Genomic DNA, 19,862 nt, shown 5'->3' with positions numbered 1-19,862 from the left:
TTCCGTGTCAGCTGTTCAGACCGGCACCCCCACCCCACCCCAAACCGCGAAAAAGAAGGCCGCCATGGGTGGCACCCTCTACCGCGGTAACGAGGGGATGTGGTCGTGGGTGCTACACCGCATCACCGGTGTTGCAATCTTCTTCTTCCTGCTCGTGCACGTGCTTGACGGTGCACTGACGCTCGTGAGCCCCGAGGTGTACGACGCGGTCATCGGCGCCTACAAGACCCCGATCATGGGTATTGGCGAACTCGGTCTTGTCGCAGCCATCTGCTACCACGCATTCAACGGTCTGCGCATCATCATCGTCGACTTCGTGCCCGGAGCCACCCGCATCCAGCGCGGCCTGTTCTGGGGCGTCATCGCGCTGTGCGTGCTCGTGATGGTGCCCTTCGCAATTGTCCACCTGTCGAACGTGTTCTCACACTAGGAAGGGAGTGCAGTAACTATGACTATTCAGAGCGTTGAATACCCCCGCACCCCGCTGTCGGAACGCAAACAGGGCGGCGTGAACTGGGAGCGCGTCGGCTGGCAGTACATGCGCATCTCGGGCGTGCTGCTGGTGGTGCTCGTATTCGTGCACCTCTACTCGAACCTCGTTGCTGGCCAGGGCGTCGGCCAGATCGAATACCGCTACGTTGTCGACAACAAGTTTTCGGTTCCTTTCTGGCTGATCTGGGATGCACTGCTGCTGGTGCTGGCCCTCATCCACGGCACCAACGGGATGCGCACCCTCGTCAACGACTACGTGCACAAGGCGGGCACCCGTAAGGCCCTCACCACCGTGCTCTGGGTCGCCTGCGTCGTTGAGATCGTGCTCGGTCTCATCGTGCTCATTGTCTTCGCCGTCGAGCCCTGCATCGCAGGCGCCGGCTCGGCAAACATCTGCGCGTAACCGGCGTTAACGATTTAGGAGAAAACCACTCATGGCTGCAGAACAGCTCAAAGACGAGACGAAGGTAATCGACGGCGTAACCGTCCACTACCACCGCAACGAAATCGTCATCGTCGGCGCCGGTGGCGCTGGCATGCGCGCGGCAATCGAAGCCGCCGAAACCGCGGGCACCGGTGCCTGCATCGACGTCATCACCAAGCTCTACCCCACCCGCTCGCACACCGGTGCAGCACAGGGCGGTATGGCTGCCGCACTCGCCAACGTTGAAGAAGACAACTGGGAGTGGCACACCTACGACACCGTCAAGGGTGGCGACTACCTCGTCGACCAAGACTCGGCCGAGATCCTCGCGAAAGAGGCCATCGACGCCGTTCTCGACCTCGAAAACATGGGTCTACCCTTCAACCGCACGCCCGAGGGCAAAATCGACCAGCGTCGCTTCGGTGGTCACACCCGCGACCACGGTAAAGCCCCCGTGCGTCGCGCCTGCTACGCGGCCGACCGCACCGGCCACATGATTCTGCAGACGCTCTACCAGAACTGCGTCAAGCACAACATCCGCTTTTTCAACGAGTACTACGCACTCGACCTCGCGTTCGCCGAGGTTGACGGTGTGAAGCGCCCCAGCGCAATCATCGCCTACGAGCTCAAGACCGGGCACCTGCACGTGTTCCAAGGCAAGTCGTTCGTGTTCGCCACCGGTGGTTTCGGCAAGATTTTCAAGACCACCTCGAACGCACACACCCTCACCGGTGACGGCGTCGGCATCATCTGGCGCAACGGGCTGCCGCTGGAAGACATGGAGTTCTACCAGTTCCACCCCACCGGCCTCGCGGGCCTGGGCATCCTGCTCACCGAGGGTGCGCGTGGTGAGGGCGCGATTCTGCGTAATGACTCGGGCGAGCGTTTTATGGAGCGCTACGCCCCGACCATTAAAGACCTCGCGCCGCGTGACATCGTGGCCCGTTCGATGGTGCAAGAAGTGCAGGAAGGCCGCGGCGCCGGCCCGCACAAGGACTACGTCTACCTCGACTGCACCCACCTCGGTGCCGAGGTGCTCGAAACCAAGCTACCCGACATCACCGAGTTCGCACGCACCTACCTGGGCGTCGACCCGGTTGTTGAACCGGTTCCGGTGTATCCCACCGCGCACTACGCAATGGGCGGTATCCCCACCAACAACGATGCCGAGGTGCTGCGCAACAACGACGAGGTCGTTCCCGGCCTGTTCGCTGCCGGTGAGTGTGCCTGTGTGTCGGTGCACGGCTCGAACCGTCTGGGCACCAACTCGCTGCTCGACATCAACGTGTTCGGTAAGCGTGCCGGCCGCCAGGCCGTGAAATACGCGCAGCAGGCCGACTACGTTGAGGTGGCCGACAACGCCGACGAGTTCGTGCGCACACTGGTCGCCAACCTCCGCAACGCCACCGGCACCGAGTCGGTTGCGGCCATCCGTCGTGAACTGCAGGAGACCATGGACGCCAACGTCCAGGTGTTCCGCACCGACGACACGCTCGCCCACGCAACCGACAAGATTCACGAGCTGCGCGAGCGCTACCGCAACATCCACGTTGCCGACAAGGGGCACCGTTTCAACACCGAGCTGCTCGAGGCTATCGAACTCGGCTTCCTGCTCGACCTCGCCGAAGTGGTCACCTACTGTGCCCGCAACCGTGAAGAATCGCGCGGCGGCCACATGCGTGACGACTTCCCGAAGCGTGACGACGAAAACTGGATGCACCACACCATGGCGTACCTCACCGGCGACCGTCGCTCGGCCGACCCGTCCGACCACATCACGCTCGGTAAGAAGCCGGTGCGCATGACGCACTACGTGCCGCAGGAACGCAAGTACTAGGGATCGAAGGGAGAGCAAAGATGACTGACGCAACTAAGGCAGTCGACGCAACCGCGTCGGAAACCGCAGCTGAAGAGCCTGAGAAGCCCTTCGACATCATCGTTCGGGTGCGCCGCTACAACCCCGAAACCGACTCGGAGCCGTACTGGCAAGAGTTCACGGTGCCGATGTACTCGACCAGCCGCATCCTCGACGCCCTGCACCACATCAAGTGGGAGCAAGACTCGACCCTGGCGTTCCGTCGCTCGTGCGCGCACGGTATTTGTGGTTCGGATGCGATGCGCATCAACGGCCGCAACCGCCTCGCCTGCAAAACGCTGATCAAGGACCTCGACCGCAGCAAGCCGATCACGGTCGAGGCGATCAAGGGTCTGCCGCTCGAGCGCGACCTGTACGTCGACATGGAACCGTTCTTCGAGGCATACCGTGAGGTGCAGCCGTTCCTGCAGGCATCAGACAAGCCCGAGAAGGAACGCATCCAGTCGATCGAAGACCGGGCGATCTTCGATGACACGACCAAGTGCATCCTCTGCGCGGCGTGCACCACCTCGTGCCCCGTGTTCTGGACCGACGGCCAGTACTTCGGCCCTGCAGCGATCGTGAACGCTCACCGCTTCATCTTCGACTCGCGTGACGAAGCAAGTAGCACTCGTCTCGACATCCTCAACGACAAGGAAGGTGTGTGGCGCTGCCGCACCACCTTCAACTGCAGCGAGGCGTGCCCGCGTGGTATCGAGGTGACCAAGGCAATCGCCGAGGTCAAGCAGGCAGTTCTGCGCGGTGGCGTGAAGCGCTAACCGCGAACCGCAGCTGAGCGTGGCGCGCTAGCCGCGGCTCGGGGGTGCATCCGATTTTTTTCGGATGCACCCCTTTTTTTGTGCGCCGCTGATCGCGGCGGCGGGCGCCGCGGCCGCTTAGCCTTCGCCGCTCCCCTCTCCTCCTCTCCCCGCCTCTCCCCCTCCCTCTCCCCCTCTCCCCCTCTCTCCTCTCCCCTCACCCACCCACCAGCAACTGACCCTCTAACTGACAAATGACCCTGCTATAGGAGTGTCATTTGCTGACAACAGGGTCATTTCCCGGGTGAGAGGCGTGGGAGCGGGCATAAAGCAACCCAGTGGCCCGCCGCCCCTCCCAGCCTGCAGCACCCTCCCAGCCTGCAGCACCCATCCCCACCAGCAACTGACCCTCAAACCGGCAAATGACCCTGCTATAGGAGTGTCATTTGCTGACAACAGGGTCATTTCTCGCGCGAGGCAGGCCTCGAGTGAGGCCCGATCCCAAGAGCAGCCACAAATCCCGGGCACGAGGCAGGCTGGGGCCCGCCGCACCCAGCCCACTCTCCGGTACATCCCCAAGCAGCAGACCGCGACTGCTGTGGAAAGTTACTTATCCACAGAGTCCCCGCAGCGCAGCGCATCCCATGACCGGGCGCACCGAAACTGATTCGCATGCAAATGCACCTCACAACCTCGGCGCACCCGGGAACACCACCCGCACGCGAACTCCAAGCCACGCTCGGCACCCACTGCATCCGGCTTTATCGCGGCGCCTATCTCGACACCAGGTGCGCCGAAAACGAGCGGCTCACTTTTGAAGATCTTCACGCCTGCCGCACATTCGCAGTGATGCAACGCAACGCCGGGGTCGTCAGCGGTGTGAGCGCGGCGAATCTGCATGGGTTCCCGCTACTTCGCAAACGACTCGAAGGGGATGTGGTGCTCACCCGAAAGTATCGTGGTACGCCGGGCGCCGGGTTGCGCATCCGCCGGTCACCAATCTCCGATGACGAAATTGAGACACGGTACGGGATGCGGGTGACTTCCGCCCGCCGGACGCTAATGGACCTTGCGGAACAGGTCGATGCCTATGAACTCTTGGCCGCAACGGATGCGGCAATGCAGCAGGGGTTTAATCCCGAATTGTTGCCCGCGACCGGACGGCATTGTCGCACCTATGCCTGGATAAAAGAGCATGCGTCTGGCCGCTCCGAGAGCTTCGCCGAGTCTTGGTGCCGAGCTTTGATGGCAGGAGCGGGGTTGCCACAGCCGTTGCTGCAAGTGGACATTTTTGATGCTGCGGGTAGGTTCGTTGGTCGGGTAGATAAGGCTTGGCCCGAGCTGGGCGTGTGCTTTGAGTTCGACGGTGCGGTCAAATACCAGCAGCATCTGCGGCCCGGCGAGTCGCCAGCGGATGCGGTGATGCGTGAAAAACAGCGCGAGCGCGCACTGCTCGATCTCGGTTGGGTGGTGACTCGAGCGGTTTGGGCAGATTTGCAGGATGCATGGCGGTTTCAGTCGCGCATCCACGCCGACATGCAGCGGGCGGCTCTACTACCGAGTCCGCGCGGTGACTGGAAATTGGGTGTAGCGCAAAGATTTCAGCCCCGCGATTTCAGCACGCTACTCGGTGTTGCTGCTGACTCTCCGTATCCGGCGCTCGGCATCGCATAGACCGCCTGAACAGGTAGCGCTGAGCGCCCCGCACCCGGCACCGGCGGCTGCCGGCTCACCACTTTCACCACCAAATGACCCTGCTATTGCGAAGTGACCCTCCCATAGCAGGGTCACTTGCCAATAACAGGGTCATTTGCCGGGGTGAGGGGTGTGGGTGGCGAAGTGCGGGGGGTGAGGGGTGAGGGATGCGGGGATGAGGGGTGAGGGATGCGGGGGTGAGGGACGCGGGGCAGCTCGCCACCCGGCACTTTGCACCAAATGTCCCTGCTATTGCGAAGTGACCCTGCTATAGGAGGGTCACTTGCCAGTAAGAGGGTCACTTGCCGATGCTGACACAGCGGGTGCCGGTGCGGGGCAGTGGGGGGTGGGTGGATGCCGGTGCGGACCCCAGGGATACGCGCGGGGTGCGCCACTAGCACTACCCCACCCATGGACCCAGCTACTGCGAGGGCTCCACCCAGTTGCAGGGAACCTGCACTTCCCAGTGGCGCGGGAAAGTACTCACCTGCACCTCATCAAGCGGTGCTCGCCCGCAAACGGTAGCTACCCGCTCAATCTCGGCAGGCCAGTTTGGCCCGCCCACGCGCGGCGCCCGAGCAGGATCGACAGCAGCCGCATTCACGAGCAAACTGGCAGCCACAACCGCCACCGCAGCGACGCCGAGGTACTTCATCCTGCCCCACGAAAGCAATGCATCCGCCGCAACGACCAGACCAACAAGCGCCAGCATTGAGCTCGCCCCAACATAGCGCCAGGTTTGGAAGCGATCCACAAACACCGAGGTATCGAACGAAAACTGAAATGACTCGGCGGGGTTCAGCAGCAGCGCTGCCGTCCAAATGCACGCACTGCCCAAGATGTGCCCAGCAATCAGCCACCGGTTCACGTTGCGCCCGGCAATGAGCGCGAGGATGACCGTCACAGCCACCAGCGCAAAACCAAGCACAATCGTCCACTGACCAATCAGTTCAACTCGGGGCGCAACGCGCGCTGTGTCCCACCAAAAACTGCCCGCGAACGGTTCAAACAGGTAACCGATGACCACGTCATTCATGTCAAGTTTCGCGCCACCGGTGTGGAGCTGGCGCGGGAAAAGAGCCGAGATCACGAGCTGAATACCAGCGCCGATCACCGCGGCGCTGGCGACCGGCCAGGTGCGACGTTCACGGATGTTGCGAACAAAGAGTGGCAGCGCGATGAGCAGCTGCGGCTCGCTGAGAGTCATGAGTAGCACCACAACCGCGACGGCCCAGCTGATCACCCAATTGTGTGGCACGGCCAAGAACATCCAGAACCCGAGCAAAAGAAAATACCAGTGCAGGTTGGCGAGGTTACCGGCCATTTCGAGTGGCCCGGTCGGCACAAGAGCTGGAACCAGCCCGATGAGCGCGCGAACTCAGATGCGTTCGGTCGCCATCGCGGCATACCAAACGAGCGCACCCGAGACCGCACCGATCACAAGGGATGCAGCCACGGTCATCCCTTGCGCGACCTGTGCCGGTGATACCAGATCGACAACCATGCCCGCGAGCAGCCGCGGCACCACGTGCAGGTACCCCTGGTATGGCTCAAATACTCCGCTGTAACCGTTAACGAGGTGGCCAACCATGAAGTTGCGCCCATCTTCGGCCCAGATCACATCGCGTGCGGCGCTCGGGGTTCGCAGAAAGAAGATTACTGCGCTCACGACCGCGCTTGCGAAAGGCAGCCACAATCGGATGCGGGCTGAGCGCTGGCTCGGTTCCGCAGCCAAGTTGGACCTTTTAGAGGCGGTGAGGTTCGTATCCAATCGCTGCTTTCCAAAGTGGGCGGGATGGTGGCATGGATCCTGACTACCTTAAGCCCTGGATGCGGGACGCGGGCGGCTCTGGTGCGGGGCTCTGGTGCGGGGCTCTGGTGCGGGGCACTGGCCCGTGCTGCGCCGCACCGGCGGCTGCCGGCTCACCACTTTCACCACCAAATGACCCTGCTATTGCGAAGTGACCCTCCCATAGCAGGGTCACTTGCCGGTAACAGGGTCACTTGCCGGGATGCAGCGGGGCTGCGCGGGGAAGGCGAGCTCGCGGGGCTACGCGGGGAAGGCGAGTTCGCGGGCCTGCTGCGCCGAGCGCGCCCGCAGCGCCCGCGCCGCAATAGCACGAGCATCCTCGAGCGTCACCTCGCGCAGCGCGGCACGCACCGCTGCCATCGCCGGCGGTGCCATCGACAGCGAACGCACGCCGAGCCCCACGAGCACCACTGCGAGTTGCGGGTCGGCCGCCGCCTCGCCACACACCCCAACGTTCTTCTGCGCCGCAAGCCCGGCCTCACCCGCTGCTTGAATCAGCCGCAGTACCGCCGGATGCCACGGATCTTGGAAGTTCGCCACCGTCCCGAGCACCCGGTCGGCCGCGAGCGCGTACTGGGTGAGGTCGTTGGTGCCCAGCGAAACAAAGTCGCTCGATTCGAGAATCTGGTCGGCCAGCAGCGCCGCCGACGGAACCTCTACCATCGACCCGGCCACGTCAATCCCGATTTCGCGCGCGAGCGCGGTGAAGTATTCGCTTTCGCCCGCATCCGCCACCATCGGTGCCATCACCCACAGTTCCACGCCCGTCGCTTCGGCAGCCTCGTGCAGGGCCCGCAGTTGGTCGCGGAGCAGCGGTTCGCGCTCGCGCAGGATGCGAATCCCCCGCATCCCGAGTGCCGGGTTCGGTTCGTCGGCATCGTTGAGGAAGGGCAGCGGTTTGTCGGCGCCAGCGTCGAGCACCCGCGCCACGACTTTGCGTCCCGCGAACGGCCGCATCATTTCGGTGTAGTCAGCAAGCTGGTCATCGTAGCTCGGCGCCTGGTCTCGGTCGAGGAACATGAACTCGGTGCGGAATAGCCCCACGCCCTCGGCACCGGCTGCCGCGGCACGCTCGGCATCTCCGGGCTTCCCCACGTTGGCGAGGATCTGCACCGCGGTGCCATCCGCGAGTTCACCGGGCGCAGCTGGTTCAGCATCCAGTTGCTCCTGTTCACGCAGACGTTCTCGCGCGGCGGCGAGCTGCTCGGCATCGGGCGCCACGACCACGGTTCCGGCGGCCGCATCCACGATCACGGTGTCGCCCTCGGCGATCTCGTCGGCGCCGTTGCAGGCCACCACGGCCGGCAGCCCGCGCTCGGCCGCGATGATGCCGGTGTGCGCCTTCGGTGAGCCGTCTCGGGTGACGAAGGCCAGCACGCGGTCGAGATCGAGGCTCGCGGTGTCGGCGGGTGCGAGGTCAATCGCCACCAGCACGAACGGTTCTTCACGGTGCGGTACTTCGGGCACCGACACACCGGCAAGGTCGGCTCGGATGCGCTGCGACACGTCGTGTAGGTCGGTTGCGCGTTCTGCCATGTAGCCACCCATTCCGCGCAGCACCTCGGCATACTGCGCGAACGCTTCGTACACACCGCGCTCGCCACTGCGCCCAGCGGCAATCGTCCGGTCGACCAGCTGCAGTACTGACGGGTCGACCGCCATCATTGCCTGCGCTTCGAGCACCTCCCGCATCGAGCCGGCCGCGGTTGCCGCGCGTTCGGTGAGCGCATCCCGCACTCGGGTCGCAGCGTCGCGCACGCGCTGCTGCTCTTCATCGGCGTTTCCGGTGAAGGGTGCTTCGCTGGGAATCGGAAGCGGGTCGGGCATCCGAACGACGGTGCCGATTGCGGTGCGGGTTCCCACTCCATAACCATTGAGTTGCATTTTTGTTTCCCTTCCGATGACGGGATGCTATTTACACCAGCCTATTGACTCCGTCGCCTAACCTGTCTGAGTGGCCGAACAGAATTCGACAGATAACCGCACGCATCGCAAACCTCGCACGCCTATTTTTCCGGCGTTCCCGAAAGTTGCTGACGACACGACATTCATCCAGCGGATGCAGGCGTTCGCCGGCTGGTTACAGGCATCGCGCCCGCTGCGCACCCTGAAACATTGGACTGATTCGCAAGGCGCGCTGCTGGCGGGAGGTATGGCCTATGCCGCGCTGTTCTCGTTCTTTGCGGGCATCCTGGTGTTTTTTTCGGTTGCCGGTATCGTGCTGGCGAATCGTCCCGATCTCACCGAGGCCATTATCGAGTCGCTGGCCGACTCAATTCCGGGGCTCATCGGTGAAGACGGCGTGGTGAGTGCGGATGCGCTCACCGGTTTGAGTGCTTCGTTCACTGTTGCCGGTGTGATCGCCCTCCTTTCGGGGCTTTGGACGGCAATGAACTTCCTCAACGGTGCCCGCATGTCGATCCGCGCCGTATTTGAGCTTCCCGCGCAGCCGAAAACGAACTTCGTGGTGACGAAGCTGATTGACCTGCTGCTCATGCTCGGTTTCGGGCTGATGATCGCGGTTTCGGCTGTGCTTACCGCCGCGAGTTCTGACCTCACCACCTGGCTGTTCCGCGAGGTGCTGCAGCTGGATGTGGGGGCTGCGATCGGGGTCATTGTGCGTGTGCTCTCGCTGCTCATCGGTATCGCGTTCGATGCGGTCATCGTGGCGATGGTGCTGCAGGTGATGTGCCGGTTGCGCGTTCCGGCACCGATTCTCTGGCAGGGTGCTTTCATCGGCGCGGTGCTGCTGCAGCTGTTGAAGCAGGCCGGTTCGATGCTGATCGGTGGGGCGTCGTCGAACCCGCTTCTAGCAACATTCGCGGCGCTGCTGGGTGTGCTGATTTTCTTTAATTTCGCCTGCATGGTGCTGCTGATCACGGCGTCCTGGGTGAAGGTGACGATGGATGACAATGCGGTTTCGCCGCGACTGGTCACGGTGGAGGAAGCCGAGAAAATCACTCGCGCCACTGAGCGCCAGGCTCTTCGTGAGCGGCTGGCGACCCAGAGCATCCAGGTGAAGCATGAGCTCAGCACCACACCGCGCTGGCGGCGACGGAAGCTACGCCGCCAATACGAGCAGATTGTGGCCCGGCAGCATGCGCTCGACCGTGAAGAGCGAGAGATTGAGCTCGAGGCGCTCGGTTATCGCGCCGCCGAAGCAGGCGACACCGAAGCGAACACCGACAAATCAAACGCCGAGCGGCCATAACCCCGCACAAACATCACTGCGGCCCGGGCTTTGAAGGCACCGGGCCGCAGCGGTTGTTACAGCTGATAGTCGGCCAACACCGGCGCGTGGTCGCTCCAGCGCTGGTCGTAGGCGGCGGCGCGATCGACCGCGTAGTTGGATGCACGCTCGGCCAGCGCCGGGGTGGCGGCGTGGTAGTCGATGCGCCAGCCGGTGTCGTTGTCGAAGGCTTTGCCTCGCCACGACCACCAGGTGTAGGGCCCGTCAACATCGCCCGCGGCGGCGCGCCCCACGTCCACCCAGCCGAGGCCCTCGCCACCCGATCCGTCAACCGCGTCGATCGGTGCGGCGAGTTCGCCAAACATCCGGTCAAAATAGCCGCGTTCTCGGGGAAGGAAGCCAGCCCGTTTGACGTTGCCCTTCCAGTTTTTAATGTCGCGTTCGGTGTGGCCGACATTGAAGTCGCCCACCACCAGCACCAGTTCGCGTTCGGCGCGCAGCTGGCCCATACGCTCGGCCATAGCGTCGAGAAAGCGCCACTTTTCTTCCTGCTTGGGGGTTTCGGCCTCGCCCGAGTGCACATAGCAGCTGATCACGGTGAGCTCGGCGTCGCCCACTCGCAGGTCGGTTTCAATCCACCGGCCGGTGGCGTCAAAGTCGTCGGGTCCGATGCCGGTGCGCACCTCAGCGAACGGGATGCGGCTGAGCACGGCAACTCCGGCGCGCCCCTTCGCCGAACACTCGTCGAGGGCGATGTGCCACTGGGTTCCGTCGGCGGCTCGGAAAATCCCGTCGTCGACGGCTTCGATGCCCAGCGCGGTTTCGAGCTGGGCGTGGGATGCGCGCACCTCCTGTAGCGCCAGCACATCCACACCCCGCTCGGGAAGCCATTCGAGCATCCCCTTACGAGCTGCGGCACGGATACCGTTCACATTCACCGAAGCCACACGAATTTTGGTCATGCGCACCATTGTATGAACCTCTGGGAGCTGCCGGGCCGGCAGAAGTCGGCGCTCGTAACGTGCGCGAACTAGTATGGGTGAGATTACCCACACTCGAGAGTCATCACGAGAAAGTCGTCACCTATGACCAAACCAGTTCTGTTTTCGGGCATGCAGCCGTCGAGCGATTCGCTCCACCTCGGCAACTATGTGGGCGCGCTAACCAACTGGGTGAAGATGCAGGATGACGCGGATGCGGTGTACTGCGTGGTGAACCAGCACGCGATCACCTCAAAATTTGTCCCCGAGCAGCTGCGTGAGCGCACGCTCGCGACCGCGGCCCAGTACATTGCCGCCGGCATCGACCCTGAAAAGTCGACGCTGTATGTGCAATCGGATGTGCCCGCGCACGCGCAGCTGGGATGGATTCTCGGCACGATCACCGGGTTCGGCGAGGCAAGCCGGATGACCCAGTTCAAAGACAAATCGCAGCGCTTCGGATCGGATTCAACGACCGTGGGGCTGTTCACCTACCCGGTGCTGATGGCGGCCGATATTTTGCTCTTCCAGGCCGAGCAGGTGCCGGTGGGCGAAGACCAGCGCCAGCACATCGAGCTCACCCGCAATCTTGCCGAGCGTTTCAACTCGCGTTTTGGTGAGACGTTCACGATTCCCGAGGGATTCATCCCGAAGGCAAACGCAAAGGTTTACGATCTGCAAGACCCGACCTCGAAGATGTCGAAGTCGGCAGATTCGGATGCGGGGCTGTTGCGCATCCTTGACGACCCGAAGGTGACCCGCAAAAAAATTATGCGCGCGGTCACCGATACCGACGGCGAAATTCGTTTCGACCGCGAGGCAAAGCCCGGGGTGTCGAACCTGCTGACGATTTACGCGGTGCTTGCTGGCCGCGAGGTCGATGATGTGGCGGCCGAGTATGCGGGTCGCGGCTACGGTGACCTGAAGAAGGGGCTTGCCGAGGTTGTGGAAGCAACTTTTGACCCGATCCGCACCCGCACGGCCGAGCTGCTCGACGACCGCGGTGAGCTGCTGCGGCTGCTGCGCGATGGCGCCGACCGCGCTGCCGAGCGAGCTAATAAAACGCTTGAACTCGTGCATGAGCGCATCGGCTTCCCGAAGTCGTCGCACTAACGAACTGTCCCCAAAATCAAGGAAACGATGTCCAATTCCACTACCGGGCGCCACGCAGCGCCGATCAGCCGCGACACGCTCGTGGTGATTCCCACCTATAACGAGCGGGAAAACCTCGAAACTATTCTGCGCCGGGTGCTGGCACAGAGTGAGCGCGTGGACGTGCTGGTGGTTGACGATGGTTCGCCCGATGGTACCGGTGCACTGGCTGATGAGCTGGCGGCACAGGATGACCGCATCACGGTGCTGCACCGCACCGGCAAGCTGGGGCTGGCTTCGGCCTATTTGCAGGGTTTTGAGATCGGTCATGAGCGCGGCTATGCGTATCTGTTTGAGTTTGATGCCGATGGTTCGCATCCTGCCGAGCGTTTGCCGGCCATGATCGAAGAGCTGGATGGCGGTGCCGATCTGGTGATCGGTTCGCGCTATGTGCGCGGTGGCGACACCGAAAATTGGCCGCTGTCGCGCCAGCTGCTCTCGCGCGGCGCATCCATCTATGCGGGGGTGCTGTTGCGGTCAAAAATCCGCGACATCACCGCCGGCTACCGCGGCTATCGCGCTGCGGCGCTGCGCGAGGTTGATCTGGGCGGTGTCGGTTCGGCCGGCTACTGTTTCCAGATCGAAATGGCCTGGATGTTTGAACGGCTCGGCTACCGCGTGGTGGAGGTGCCGATCACTTTCCGGGAACGCGAGCTGGGTGCATCCAAAATGTCGTCATCGATTATTTTTGAGGCGATGTGGCGGGTGCTGGCCTGGGGTATCGGCTACCGGGCCCGTGGCGTGGTCGCGCTGACCACGCGCCGTTAGGTGGCTGATCGTGTCACCTGCGGAACGCGTTCGATTTGAAGTGGCCACAAATATCCCCACCGAGCTGGGGATGTTCGAGGTGCGTGCCTATAGCGATCTCGCCACCGGCGAGCTGCACATGGCTTGGTGCGTGGGCGAACCTCACGATGGGATGCTCGTGCGGGTGCACTCGGAGTGTCTCACCGGTGAGGCATTCGGTTCGCAAAAGTGCGAGTGCGGACCGCAGCTGCACGCGGCGCTGGCGCTCGTGCAGCAGCATGGCGGTGCGGTGCTGTATCTGCGCGGTCAGGAGGGCCGCGGTATCGGGCTGCTGAATAAGCTGCGCGCCTACCGGCTGCAGGAAGACGGCTTCGACACCGTGGATGCGAACCTCGAGTTGGGTTTGCCCGCTGATGCGCGCGAGTATGGCGCGGCTGCGGGGATGCTGATGGAGCTCGGGGTCCGCAAGGTGCGGCTGCTAACAAACAATCCCGAAAAAACGAAGTATTTGGATGAGCATGGCATCACCGTCAGCGAGCGGGTTGCGCTCGAGGTTGGCCGGAACGAGGTCAATGACGAGTATCTGCGGGTGAAGGCCGAGCGGATGGGTCACCTGCTCGACGGCTAGCCCGACACCCGCATTGGATAGAATTCGAGCATGTTGATTCTCAAGGGCATCTTGCTCGTTCTGCACTTTGTTGGTCTCGCCGCACTGTTTGGGGTGTGGTTCTCGCAGATTAAAGACATCGTTCGCGGCGAGGGCCGGATGCTGCCGGGCATGCTGCACGGTGCCGGTCTGATGCTGGTTTCGGGCGTGCTGCTGGTTGGGATCACCGAGATGAGCGCTGAGCTTGGCATGGTGAACCACATGAAGATCGGCATCAAGCTGCTCGTGCTGGTGGCGATTTTTGTGCTGCTGCTCGCTTTCCGTAACAAGCCCGAGCAGCGCGCGCCGAAGTGGGCGCTCTGGCTCGTCGGTGGGCTCGCACTGCTCAATATCTGCATCGCGGTGCTCTGGAGCTAGCGCCTCGCTGAGTCTTGGTTGCCCGTCGACCCGTTTTTGGGTCGGCGGGCACTTTTTGTTCCCCGCCAGCCCGCATTCCCCGCCAGGCCGTGGCGCCCGCATCCCGTACCGCCGAGTGCAACGACTGCTCGCATGGGCGAGAATGGCAGGGTGACTGCATCCGACGCTGTACCCGAAAATTTTGCCGCCGAGCCCGCTGGTTCTGCCGGCTCGGCACACCATGCCGGCAGTGAGCCGCCACGCAAATCGGGTCGGCGTCGACGCGACCGCAACCCGGACGGCACCCCGCGCGCCTCACTGCGGCAGTTGTGGCCGTATCTTTTTGCCGACCGCGGCATGATGGCCGTGATCATCGCGATTTCGATTATCGGCAGTTTGTTTTCGCTGGCGCAGCCGGTGCTGATGGGGATGCTCATCCAGCAGGTTGAGGCTGGGCAGCTCAGCGGTTGGATTGTTTGGGTGCTCGTGGCCGTGGTGGTTGTTGACGCCGGGTTGAGCGGTCTGCAGCATTTTTTGTTGCAGCGCACCGGTGAGCGCATCGTGCTGGGCGCGCGGCGAACGCTGATCGCAAAAATCATGCGCCTACCGATCGCCGAGTTTGATGCGCGCCGCACGGGCGATCTGGTGTCGCGCGTCGGTAGCGACACCACGATGCTGCGGGCGGTGTTGACGCAGGGACTCATCGAGGCGGTCGGTGGCGCAATCACCTTTATCGGCGCAATTATTGCGATGCTGCTGCTCGACTGGGTGCTGTTCCTCGTGACGTTTAGCTGCGTTGTGGTTTCGCTGGTGGTGGTGCTGCTGCTTTCTCGCCAGGTGATGCGGGCGTCGGCTGCGGCACAGCAGAAGGTGGGCGATTTGACTGCCGCCACCGAGCGCGCCATTTCGGCGATGCGCACGCTGCGCGCTTCGGGCGCGATCGAGCGCGAACAGCGGCGCGTCGAGGCTGATACTGAACAGGCGTACCGTCGCGGCCTGGATATTGCGGCGATTTCGGCGGTGATGGTGCCGGTTTCGACGCTGGCACTGCAGCTTTCGCTGGTGCTGGTACTCGGCATCGGCGGGGTGCGGGTTGCCGCCGGTGATTTGGCGGTGTCGGGCCTGGTTACCTTCATCATGTTCCTGTTCATGATGGTGGTACCGATGGGGCTGTTTTTCGGTGCGATCTCGGCGATCGCTTCAGCGCTGGGGGCCCTGGGCCGCATCGAAGAAATTACGAAGCTGCCCGATGAGGATGCGGCAGATGATGCGTTCCAGCCGCGCCTCACAGTTGTCGGACCGGCGAATGCCGATGCGGCACCGGATGCACCGGCACTGGAGTTTGCGGAGGTGTCGTTCCGCTACCCCGAGCGGGTGGTGCGGGCCGCGCGGGCGCGGGCGGATGCATCCGGTCGTTTTGATCGCTATGTGAGCCAGACGGGCCGCCGGGCACGCAGCGCGAGCGAAGTGCTGCTTGAAATTGATGAGTCGACCCCGGTCGATTCACCGCTCGTGCTTGACGGGGTGTCGTTTACGGTGCCGCGCGGCACTAAGACCGCGCTGGTTGGCCCTTCGGGTGCCGGTAAGTCGACCATGCTCGCGCTAATCGAACGGTTCTATGACCCCACCTCGGGGGCGATCCGCCTCGGTGGCGCCGATCTGCGTTCGCTTGACCGCGCCGATTTGCGCGCGCAGCTGGGTTATGTGCAGCAGAACTCGCCCACGCTCGCGGGCACGCTGCGTGACAATCTGCTGCTGGGCCGGCCGGATGCATCCGATGACGAGTGCGCCGCGGCGCTGCGGTCGGTGAACCTGGGTGAGGTGCTCGATCGCTCGCCCGAGGGCCTCGACGCCGCCGTTGGCGAGGCGGGCGTGCGGCTTTCGGGTGGTGAACGGCAGCGGCTCGCCATTGCGCGCACACTGCTGGCCGCTCCCCCGATTCTGCTGCTGGATGAGTCGACCTCGGCGCTTGACGGCCGCAATGAGGCGCTGATGCGGGATGCACTTGATCGCGCCGCCCAGGGCCGCACGATGGTGATGATTGCGCACCGGCTGTCGACCGTGATCGACGCCGACGAGATCGTGGTGCTCGAGCACGGCCGCGTAGTCGGCCGCGGCACGCACGAGGAGCTCGTTGAGTCGACGCCGCTATACCGCGAACTCGCCCAGCATCAGCTGCTGGCGTAGCTGCGACGCCTGCCCGCTACTCTCACCCCAAACGCTCGTCACAATCGCGCCCGGAAACACCCATATAGAGCCGCTTGGACGAATCCTGTAAACCGTCTGGGAGATCCCCCCCTTCCCCTTGCCACCCAGGACGCCATTCTGTAACTTTAAACGTGCTCAATCAATTGATTAAGCACGCTATTCCAAATGGACAGCACACCTCAAAGGAGAGATCAATGACTAACGTTCACATTGCACTTCTGCAGGAATCAACGTGCAATCTTATCGACATACCTCAACACCTGCCACAACCCCCTAAGCCCGAACGACTTATCATCAACACAATCAACAAGTAACCACCCGTTAACGAGGTAACTTAAAGAACTAACCTGCCTCTTGAAACGTCATAATGACTTTTAGCACCTATGATGGCAACACCATAAAAGTATACTCATCAACGAGTTCACCTCCGGATATAACTGAAGGAGAACAGGCCGCACTGCAATGGGACGCACTCAAGAGAAAACAGGCTCATCCCAATCGAGGGTGTAGTCGCGGTCTGGAAGTCGCCGGCTTTGAGTAGTGGCCTAGCGATAGTTGATGAGGTTTCGGAACCCACGCGCGGAAGTCACAGAGGTGTTCGAGTCATCCGTTGATCGCCTTGGCCGGGGCGTCGTAGGTGCCGGGCGGTCACGCTCTTAGCATGCTGACGCTCAGCTCGGGAGGCCCAGCTCACCATGAGTTTGTTACTTACCCTACCGGTAGGTAGAGTTGTCGATATGAGTACTAGTGCACCTGCCCACCGACCGTCGGCGCGAGGCGGCGTTCTCGCCAGCACTCTTGCGTGGGCCCGCACTGGCGCCTCTGTCTCCCTGGTGTCCGCAGCTCGCGCTGCAGGAATCACTAAGGCTGGCCTGATGTACCACTTCCCAACCAAGGAAGCACTGATGACCGCCGTCATCGACCACCTCCTCGACGGCTACGAGCGGGATCTGGCCGCCCGCCTGGCTACCACCAACCCAAACGTACCCACGATCAGCGAACGCCTCGCCGCCTACGTTGACTGGGCTTGCGACGGGCCGTTCGACTACGGCGACCTGGTCATGTTCACCGACCCCCGCCTGCGCGAGCCGCTCACCGAGCGATGGAACAGCCGCATGGGGGCCTGGGTCGACGTCCCCGAGACCCTTCCGGCCGACCAGCAGGCCCGCCTCCACGGCGTCCGACTCTTGGCCGACGGCATCTGGCTCAACACCGCCGGCAACGGCATCGCCCTATCCGACGAGGACACCGACGCCATTCGAGCACTCGCACACCACCTCATCCAGGAGAACTCATGACCAAGTGGCTACTGCTCGCGGGGGCCATCCTCAGCGAGGTCACCGGTTCGCTGTCGCTGAAGGGAGCACTCGATCGACCCGGACTGTACGTGCTCGTCGCGGCTGGCTACATCGCCTCGTTCATTCTCCTCGCCCTCGTTCTGCGTCAGGGCATGGCGCTGGGCGTCGCCTACGGCATTTGGGGCGCCCTCGGTGTCGCCACCACCGCCGTGATGTCGTCGCTGATCTTCGATGAAACCCTCACCGCACTCATGGGCGTCGGCATCGTCCTCATCATTGCCGGCGTCCTCACCGTCGAACTCGGCTCCCAGCACGCGGTCAAGAACCTCGAAGAAGCCGCCTGATGGCTTACCTGTTCCTCCTCGGAGCCATCATTGCCGAGGTCAGCGCTGCCCTCTCGCTGCGCATGGCAGCTACTGGCGTCCGCGCCTACTACGCCGCCGTCGCCGGCGGCTACCTCCTGGCCTTCGCGTTTCTCACCCTCGCCCTTAATGAGGGCCTGGGCCTCGGTGTCGCTTACGGCATCTGGGCAGCGTCCGGAGTTGCCCTAACGGCCGTCGCGTCCAAAGCCCTCTTCAAGGAGCCGCTCACCGCGCTCATGATGGGCGGCATCGCACTCATCATCGCCGGCGTTCTTCTCGTCGAGCTCGGCGCCCTACACTGACTGAGATCCCCATCCCCACGACGTCGTCGCTCACAACGGAGCAAGGCCTTGGCAACGGGCTTCTGATGAGGTGTACTCGTTGATCGAAGCGACTCCGGCGCGACGGTGGCTAGATCGTGGTCGAGGTCTTCGGAAGATGACGTTCCACGCCTGACATCCGGAGGTCTGACGTCGTTGCCTGTCGCTACCGCTCGGGCCCGCTTCGCTCGCCCGGACCTGACAACGTTCTGCCGACTCGACGAACTCGACCTCGTCGTGACCGGCCAGCGCCTCGAGCCCGACCGCGCGGTGCTCGCCTGCAGAGTCCTGACCCCGGACGAGTGGTGTCGACGCTGCGGCGCCGAAGGCGCTGCTCGGGACACCGTGATCCGTCGGCTCGCGCACGAGCCGCTGGGGTGGCGACCGACGGTGTTGGAGGTCGCGGTGCGTCGCTACCGCTGCACCGGCTGCGGGCACGTGTGGCGCCAAGACACCACCCGTGCGGCCGAGCCGCGGTCGAAGCTCTCGCGCCGTGGGCTGCGGTGGGCGCTCGAAGCGCTGGTCGTGCAGCACCTCACCGTCACCCGGATCGCCGAGGGACTCGACGTCGCCTGGGACACCGCCAACGACGCCGTGCTTGCTGAAGGCCGACGTGTTCTCATCGACGACCCGGCCCGCTTCGACGGCGTGAGGGTCATCGGCGTCGATGAGCACGTCTGGAGGCACACCAGGCGCGGCGACAGGTACGTCACCGTGATCATCGACCTGACCCCGATCCGCGACAAGACTGGCCCCGCCAGGCTGCTGGACATGGTCGAGGGTCGCTCGAAGGAGGCCTTCAAGACCTGGCTCGCCGCCCGACCCGACACCTGGCGCGACGGGATCGAGGTCGTCGCGATGGACGGGTTCACCGGCTTCAAGACCGCCGCCGCCGAGGAGCTCCCCGACGCGGTGGCGGTCATGGATCCGTTCCACGTCGTCCGCCTCGCCGGGGACGCGCTCGACCGGTGCCGGCGCCGGGTGCAGCAGGCCATCCACGGCCACCGCGGGATGAAGGGCGACCCGCTGTATGCCGCGCGGCGGACCCTGCACACCGGCGCCGAGCTGCTGACCGACAAGCAGGCCGCTCGACTCCGCACGTTGTTCGGGGCCGAGGAGCATGTCGAGGTCGAGGCGACCTGGGGGATCTACCAGCGGATGATCGCCGCCTACCGCCACGAAGACCGCCACCACGGCCGCGAGCTCATGGCCAACCTGATTGCCTCGATCAGCAGCGGTGTCCCGAGGGCGCTGGTCGAACTCACCACACTCGGCCGGACGCTGAGGAAGCGCGCCGACGACGTGCTCGCCTACTTCGACCGCCCCGGCACGTCCAACGGTCCGACCGAGGCGATCAACGGCCGCCTCGAACACCTCCGCGGCAGTGCTCTTGGGTTCCGCAACCTCTCCAACTACATCGCCAGGAGCCTGCTCGAGACCGGCGGGTTCAGACCCCGTCTACACCCTCGACTGGGATGAGCCAGAAAACATACACACCAAGACCAAATTCACGAAGCTCTAAGCGAATACTATAGACTTACTAAAGATCACCCTTTTCTCGACATGTC

At 63.4% G+C, this 19,862-nt stretch carries 19 protein-coding genes; 15 read left to right on the top strand and 4 right to left on the bottom strand.

The features are described from left to right. The first annotated feature begins 64 nt into the window (after positions 1-64). The 5 genes from sdhC to PV375_RS10270 all read left to right on the top strand — a co-directional run bounded on the left by sdhC (position 65) and on the right by PV375_RS10270 (position 5,203). A complete protein-coding gene (gene sdhC, locus PV375_RS10290) occupies positions 65-430 on the top strand; it encodes a succinate dehydrogenase, cytochrome b556 subunit (protein WP_201518862.1) in 366 nt (121 codons plus the stop codon). 18 nt (positions 431-448) lie between these two features. Then, positions 449-895: a succinate dehydrogenase gene (locus PV375_RS10285; protein WP_201518854.1), complete on the top strand. Its 447-nt coding sequence runs from the start codon at positions 449-451 to the stop codon at positions 893-895. A gap of 31 nt (positions 896-926) precedes the next feature. Next, complete coding sequence (gene sdhA / locus PV375_RS10280) at positions 927-2,753, top strand: succinate dehydrogenase flavoprotein subunit (RefSeq protein WP_332107232.1); 1,827 nt, start codon at positions 927-929, stop codon at positions 2,751-2,753. 20 nt (positions 2,754-2,773) lie between these two features. Continuing rightward, entirely contained in the window at positions 2,774-3,550 is a 777-nt protein-coding gene (locus PV375_RS10275; protein WP_201518852.1) for a succinate dehydrogenase iron-sulfur subunit, read from the top strand. A gap of 651 nt (positions 3,551-4,201) precedes the next feature. Continuing rightward, positions 4,202-5,203, top strand: coding sequence for a hypothetical protein (locus PV375_RS10270; RefSeq protein WP_332107231.1), 1,002 nt, complete (start codon positions 4,202-4,204; stop codon positions 5,201-5,203). A 442-nt stretch (positions 5,204-5,645) separates the two neighbouring features. Here the strand turns inward: PV375_RS10270 and PV375_RS10265 are convergent, their stop codons facing one another. From PV375_RS10265 to ptsP, 3 genes are all read right to left on the bottom strand, one after another. Next, entirely contained in the window at positions 5,646-6,548 is a 903-nt protein-coding gene (locus PV375_RS10265) for a hypothetical protein (protein ID WP_332107230.1), read from the bottom strand. Between the two features lie 54 nt (positions 6,549-6,602). After that, the gene (locus PV375_RS10260; protein ID WP_332107229.1) at positions 6,603-6,893 is read right to left on the bottom strand and encodes a hypothetical protein; all 291 of its coding nucleotides are present in this window, start codon (positions 6,891-6,893) and stop codon (positions 6,603-6,605) included. 381 nt (positions 6,894-7,274) lie between these two features. Next, positions 7,275-8,918, bottom strand: a complete 1,644-nt coding sequence (ptsP, locus tag PV375_RS10255; protein WP_332107228.1) for a phosphoenolpyruvate--protein phosphotransferase — start codon at positions 8,916-8,918, stop codon at positions 7,275-7,277. Positions 8,919-8,988: 70 nt separating this feature from the next. Between ptsP and PV375_RS10250 the strand changes: the two genes are divergently transcribed. After that, positions 8,989-10,245 carry a YihY/virulence factor BrkB family protein gene (locus PV375_RS10250; protein ID WP_332107227.1) on the top strand — a complete coding sequence of 419 codons (1,257 nt, stop codon included), beginning with the start codon at positions 8,989-8,991 and terminating at the stop codon, positions 10,243-10,245. A gap of 56 nt (positions 10,246-10,301) precedes the next feature. Here the strand turns inward: PV375_RS10250 and PV375_RS10245 are convergent, their stop codons facing one another. After that, positions 10,302-11,186, bottom strand: coding sequence for an exodeoxyribonuclease III (locus tag PV375_RS10245; RefSeq protein WP_332107226.1), 885 nt, complete (start codon positions 11,184-11,186; stop codon positions 10,302-10,304). A gap of 123 nt (positions 11,187-11,309) precedes the next feature. Between PV375_RS10245 and trpS the strand changes: the two genes are divergently transcribed. The 9 genes from trpS to PV375_RS10200 all read left to right on the top strand — a co-directional run bounded on the left by trpS (position 11,310) and on the right by PV375_RS10200 (position 19,773). Continuing rightward, positions 11,310-12,317, top strand: a complete 1,008-nt coding sequence (gene trpS, locus PV375_RS10240) for a tryptophan--tRNA ligase (protein WP_332107225.1) — start codon at positions 11,310-11,312, stop codon at positions 12,315-12,317. 27 nt (positions 12,318-12,344) lie between these two features. Next, positions 12,345-13,124 (top strand): polyprenol monophosphomannose synthase, encoded by a 780-nt coding sequence (locus tag PV375_RS10235; RefSeq protein WP_332107223.1) that lies wholly within the window; start codon positions 12,345-12,347, stop codon positions 13,122-13,124. Positions 13,125-13,134: 10 nt separating this feature from the next. After that, positions 13,135-13,731: a GTP cyclohydrolase II gene (gene ribA, locus PV375_RS10230; RefSeq protein ID WP_332107222.1), complete on the top strand. Its 597-nt coding sequence runs from the start codon at positions 13,135-13,137 to the stop codon at positions 13,729-13,731. 30 nt (positions 13,732-13,761) lie between these two features. Further along, entirely contained in the window at positions 13,762-14,127 is a 366-nt protein-coding gene (locus PV375_RS10225; protein ID WP_201518581.1) for a hypothetical protein, read from the top strand. Positions 14,128-14,277: 150 nt separating this feature from the next. After that, on the top strand, positions 14,278-16,293 hold the full coding sequence (locus tag PV375_RS10220; RefSeq protein WP_332107221.1) for an ABC transporter ATP-binding protein: 2,016 nt from the start codon (positions 14,278-14,280) through the stop codon (positions 16,291-16,293). Positions 16,294-17,189: 896 nt separating this feature from the next. Further along, positions 17,190-17,612, top strand: a complete 423-nt coding sequence (locus tag PV375_RS10215; protein WP_332107220.1) for a TetR/AcrR family transcriptional regulator — start codon at positions 17,190-17,192, stop codon at positions 17,610-17,612. Then, positions 17,609-17,956: a DMT family transporter gene (locus PV375_RS10210; protein ID WP_332107219.1), complete on the top strand. Its 348-nt coding sequence runs from the start codon at positions 17,609-17,611 to the stop codon at positions 17,954-17,956. Before PV375_RS10215 ends, PV375_RS10210 begins: the two co-directional genes overlap by 4 nt. Next, complete coding sequence (locus PV375_RS10205) at positions 17,956-18,276, top strand: DMT family transporter (RefSeq protein WP_332107218.1); 321 nt, start codon at positions 17,956-17,958, stop codon at positions 18,274-18,276. The genes PV375_RS10210 and PV375_RS10205 overlap by 1 nt, the downstream gene beginning before the upstream one ends. Positions 18,277-18,450: 174 nt before the next feature. Further along, positions 18,451-19,773 carry an ISL3 family transposase gene (locus PV375_RS10200; protein WP_332107217.1) on the top strand — a complete coding sequence of 441 codons (1,323 nt, stop codon included), beginning with the start codon at positions 18,451-18,453 and terminating at the stop codon, positions 19,771-19,773. The last annotated feature ends 89 nt before the right edge of the window (positions 19,774-19,862 follow it).

Origin of the sequence: Gulosibacter sp. GYB002, assembly GCF_036577665.1 — a bacterium.
Lineage (GTDB): Bacteria > Actinomycetota > Actinomycetes > Actinomycetales > Microbacteriaceae > Gulosibacter > Gulosibacter hominis.
Note: the sequence above shows the minus strand (reverse complement) of the source record. Positions and strands in the feature narration are given on the sequence as shown.

What these genes read in the sequence shown, in the direction of transcription:
- sdhC (WP_201518862.1), top strand. Translation starts at nt 65, where the DNA reads ATGGGTGGCACCCTCTACCGCGGTAACGAGGGGATGTGGTCGTGGGTG.
- PV375_RS10285 (WP_201518854.1), top strand. Translation starts at nt 449, where the DNA reads ATGACTATTCAGAGCGTTGAATACCCCCGCACCCCGCTGTCGGAACGC.
- sdhA (WP_332107232.1), top strand. Translation starts at nt 927, where the DNA reads ATGGCTGCAGAACAGCTCAAAGACGAGACGAAGGTAATCGACGGCGTA.
- PV375_RS10275 (WP_201518852.1), top strand. Translation starts at nt 2,774, where the DNA reads ATGACTGACGCAACTAAGGCAGTCGACGCAACCGCGTCGGAAACCGCA.
- PV375_RS10270 (WP_332107231.1), top strand. Translation starts at nt 4,202, where the DNA reads ATGCAAATGCACCTCACAACCTCGGCGCACCCGGGAACACCACCCGCA.
- PV375_RS10265 (WP_332107230.1), bottom strand. Translation starts at nt 6,548, where the DNA reads ATGGCCGGTAACCTCGCCAACCTGCACTGGTATTTTCTTTTGCTCGGG.
- ptsP (WP_332107228.1), bottom strand. Translation starts at nt 8,918, where the DNA reads ATGCAACTCAATGGTTATGGAGTGGGAACCCGCACCGCAATCGGCACC.
- PV375_RS10245 (WP_332107226.1), bottom strand. Translation starts at nt 11,186, where the DNA reads ATGACCAAAATTCGTGTGGCTTCGGTGAATGTGAACGGTATCCGTGCC.
- trpS (WP_332107225.1), top strand. Translation starts at nt 11,310, where the DNA reads ATGACCAAACCAGTTCTGTTTTCGGGCATGCAGCCGTCGAGCGATTCG.
- PV375_RS10235 (WP_332107223.1), top strand. Translation starts at nt 12,345, where the DNA reads ATGTCCAATTCCACTACCGGGCGCCACGCAGCGCCGATCAGCCGCGAC.
- PV375_RS10225 (WP_201518581.1), top strand. Translation starts at nt 13,762, where the DNA reads ATGTTGATTCTCAAGGGCATCTTGCTCGTTCTGCACTTTGTTGGTCTC.
- PV375_RS10215 (WP_332107220.1), top strand. Translation starts at nt 17,190, where the DNA reads ATGTACCACTTCCCAACCAAGGAAGCACTGATGACCGCCGTCATCGAC.
- PV375_RS10210 (WP_332107219.1), top strand. Translation starts at nt 17,609, where the DNA reads ATGACCAAGTGGCTACTGCTCGCGGGGGCCATCCTCAGCGAGGTCACC.
- PV375_RS10205 (WP_332107218.1), top strand. Translation starts at nt 17,956, where the DNA reads ATGGCTTACCTGTTCCTCCTCGGAGCCATCATTGCCGAGGTCAGCGCT.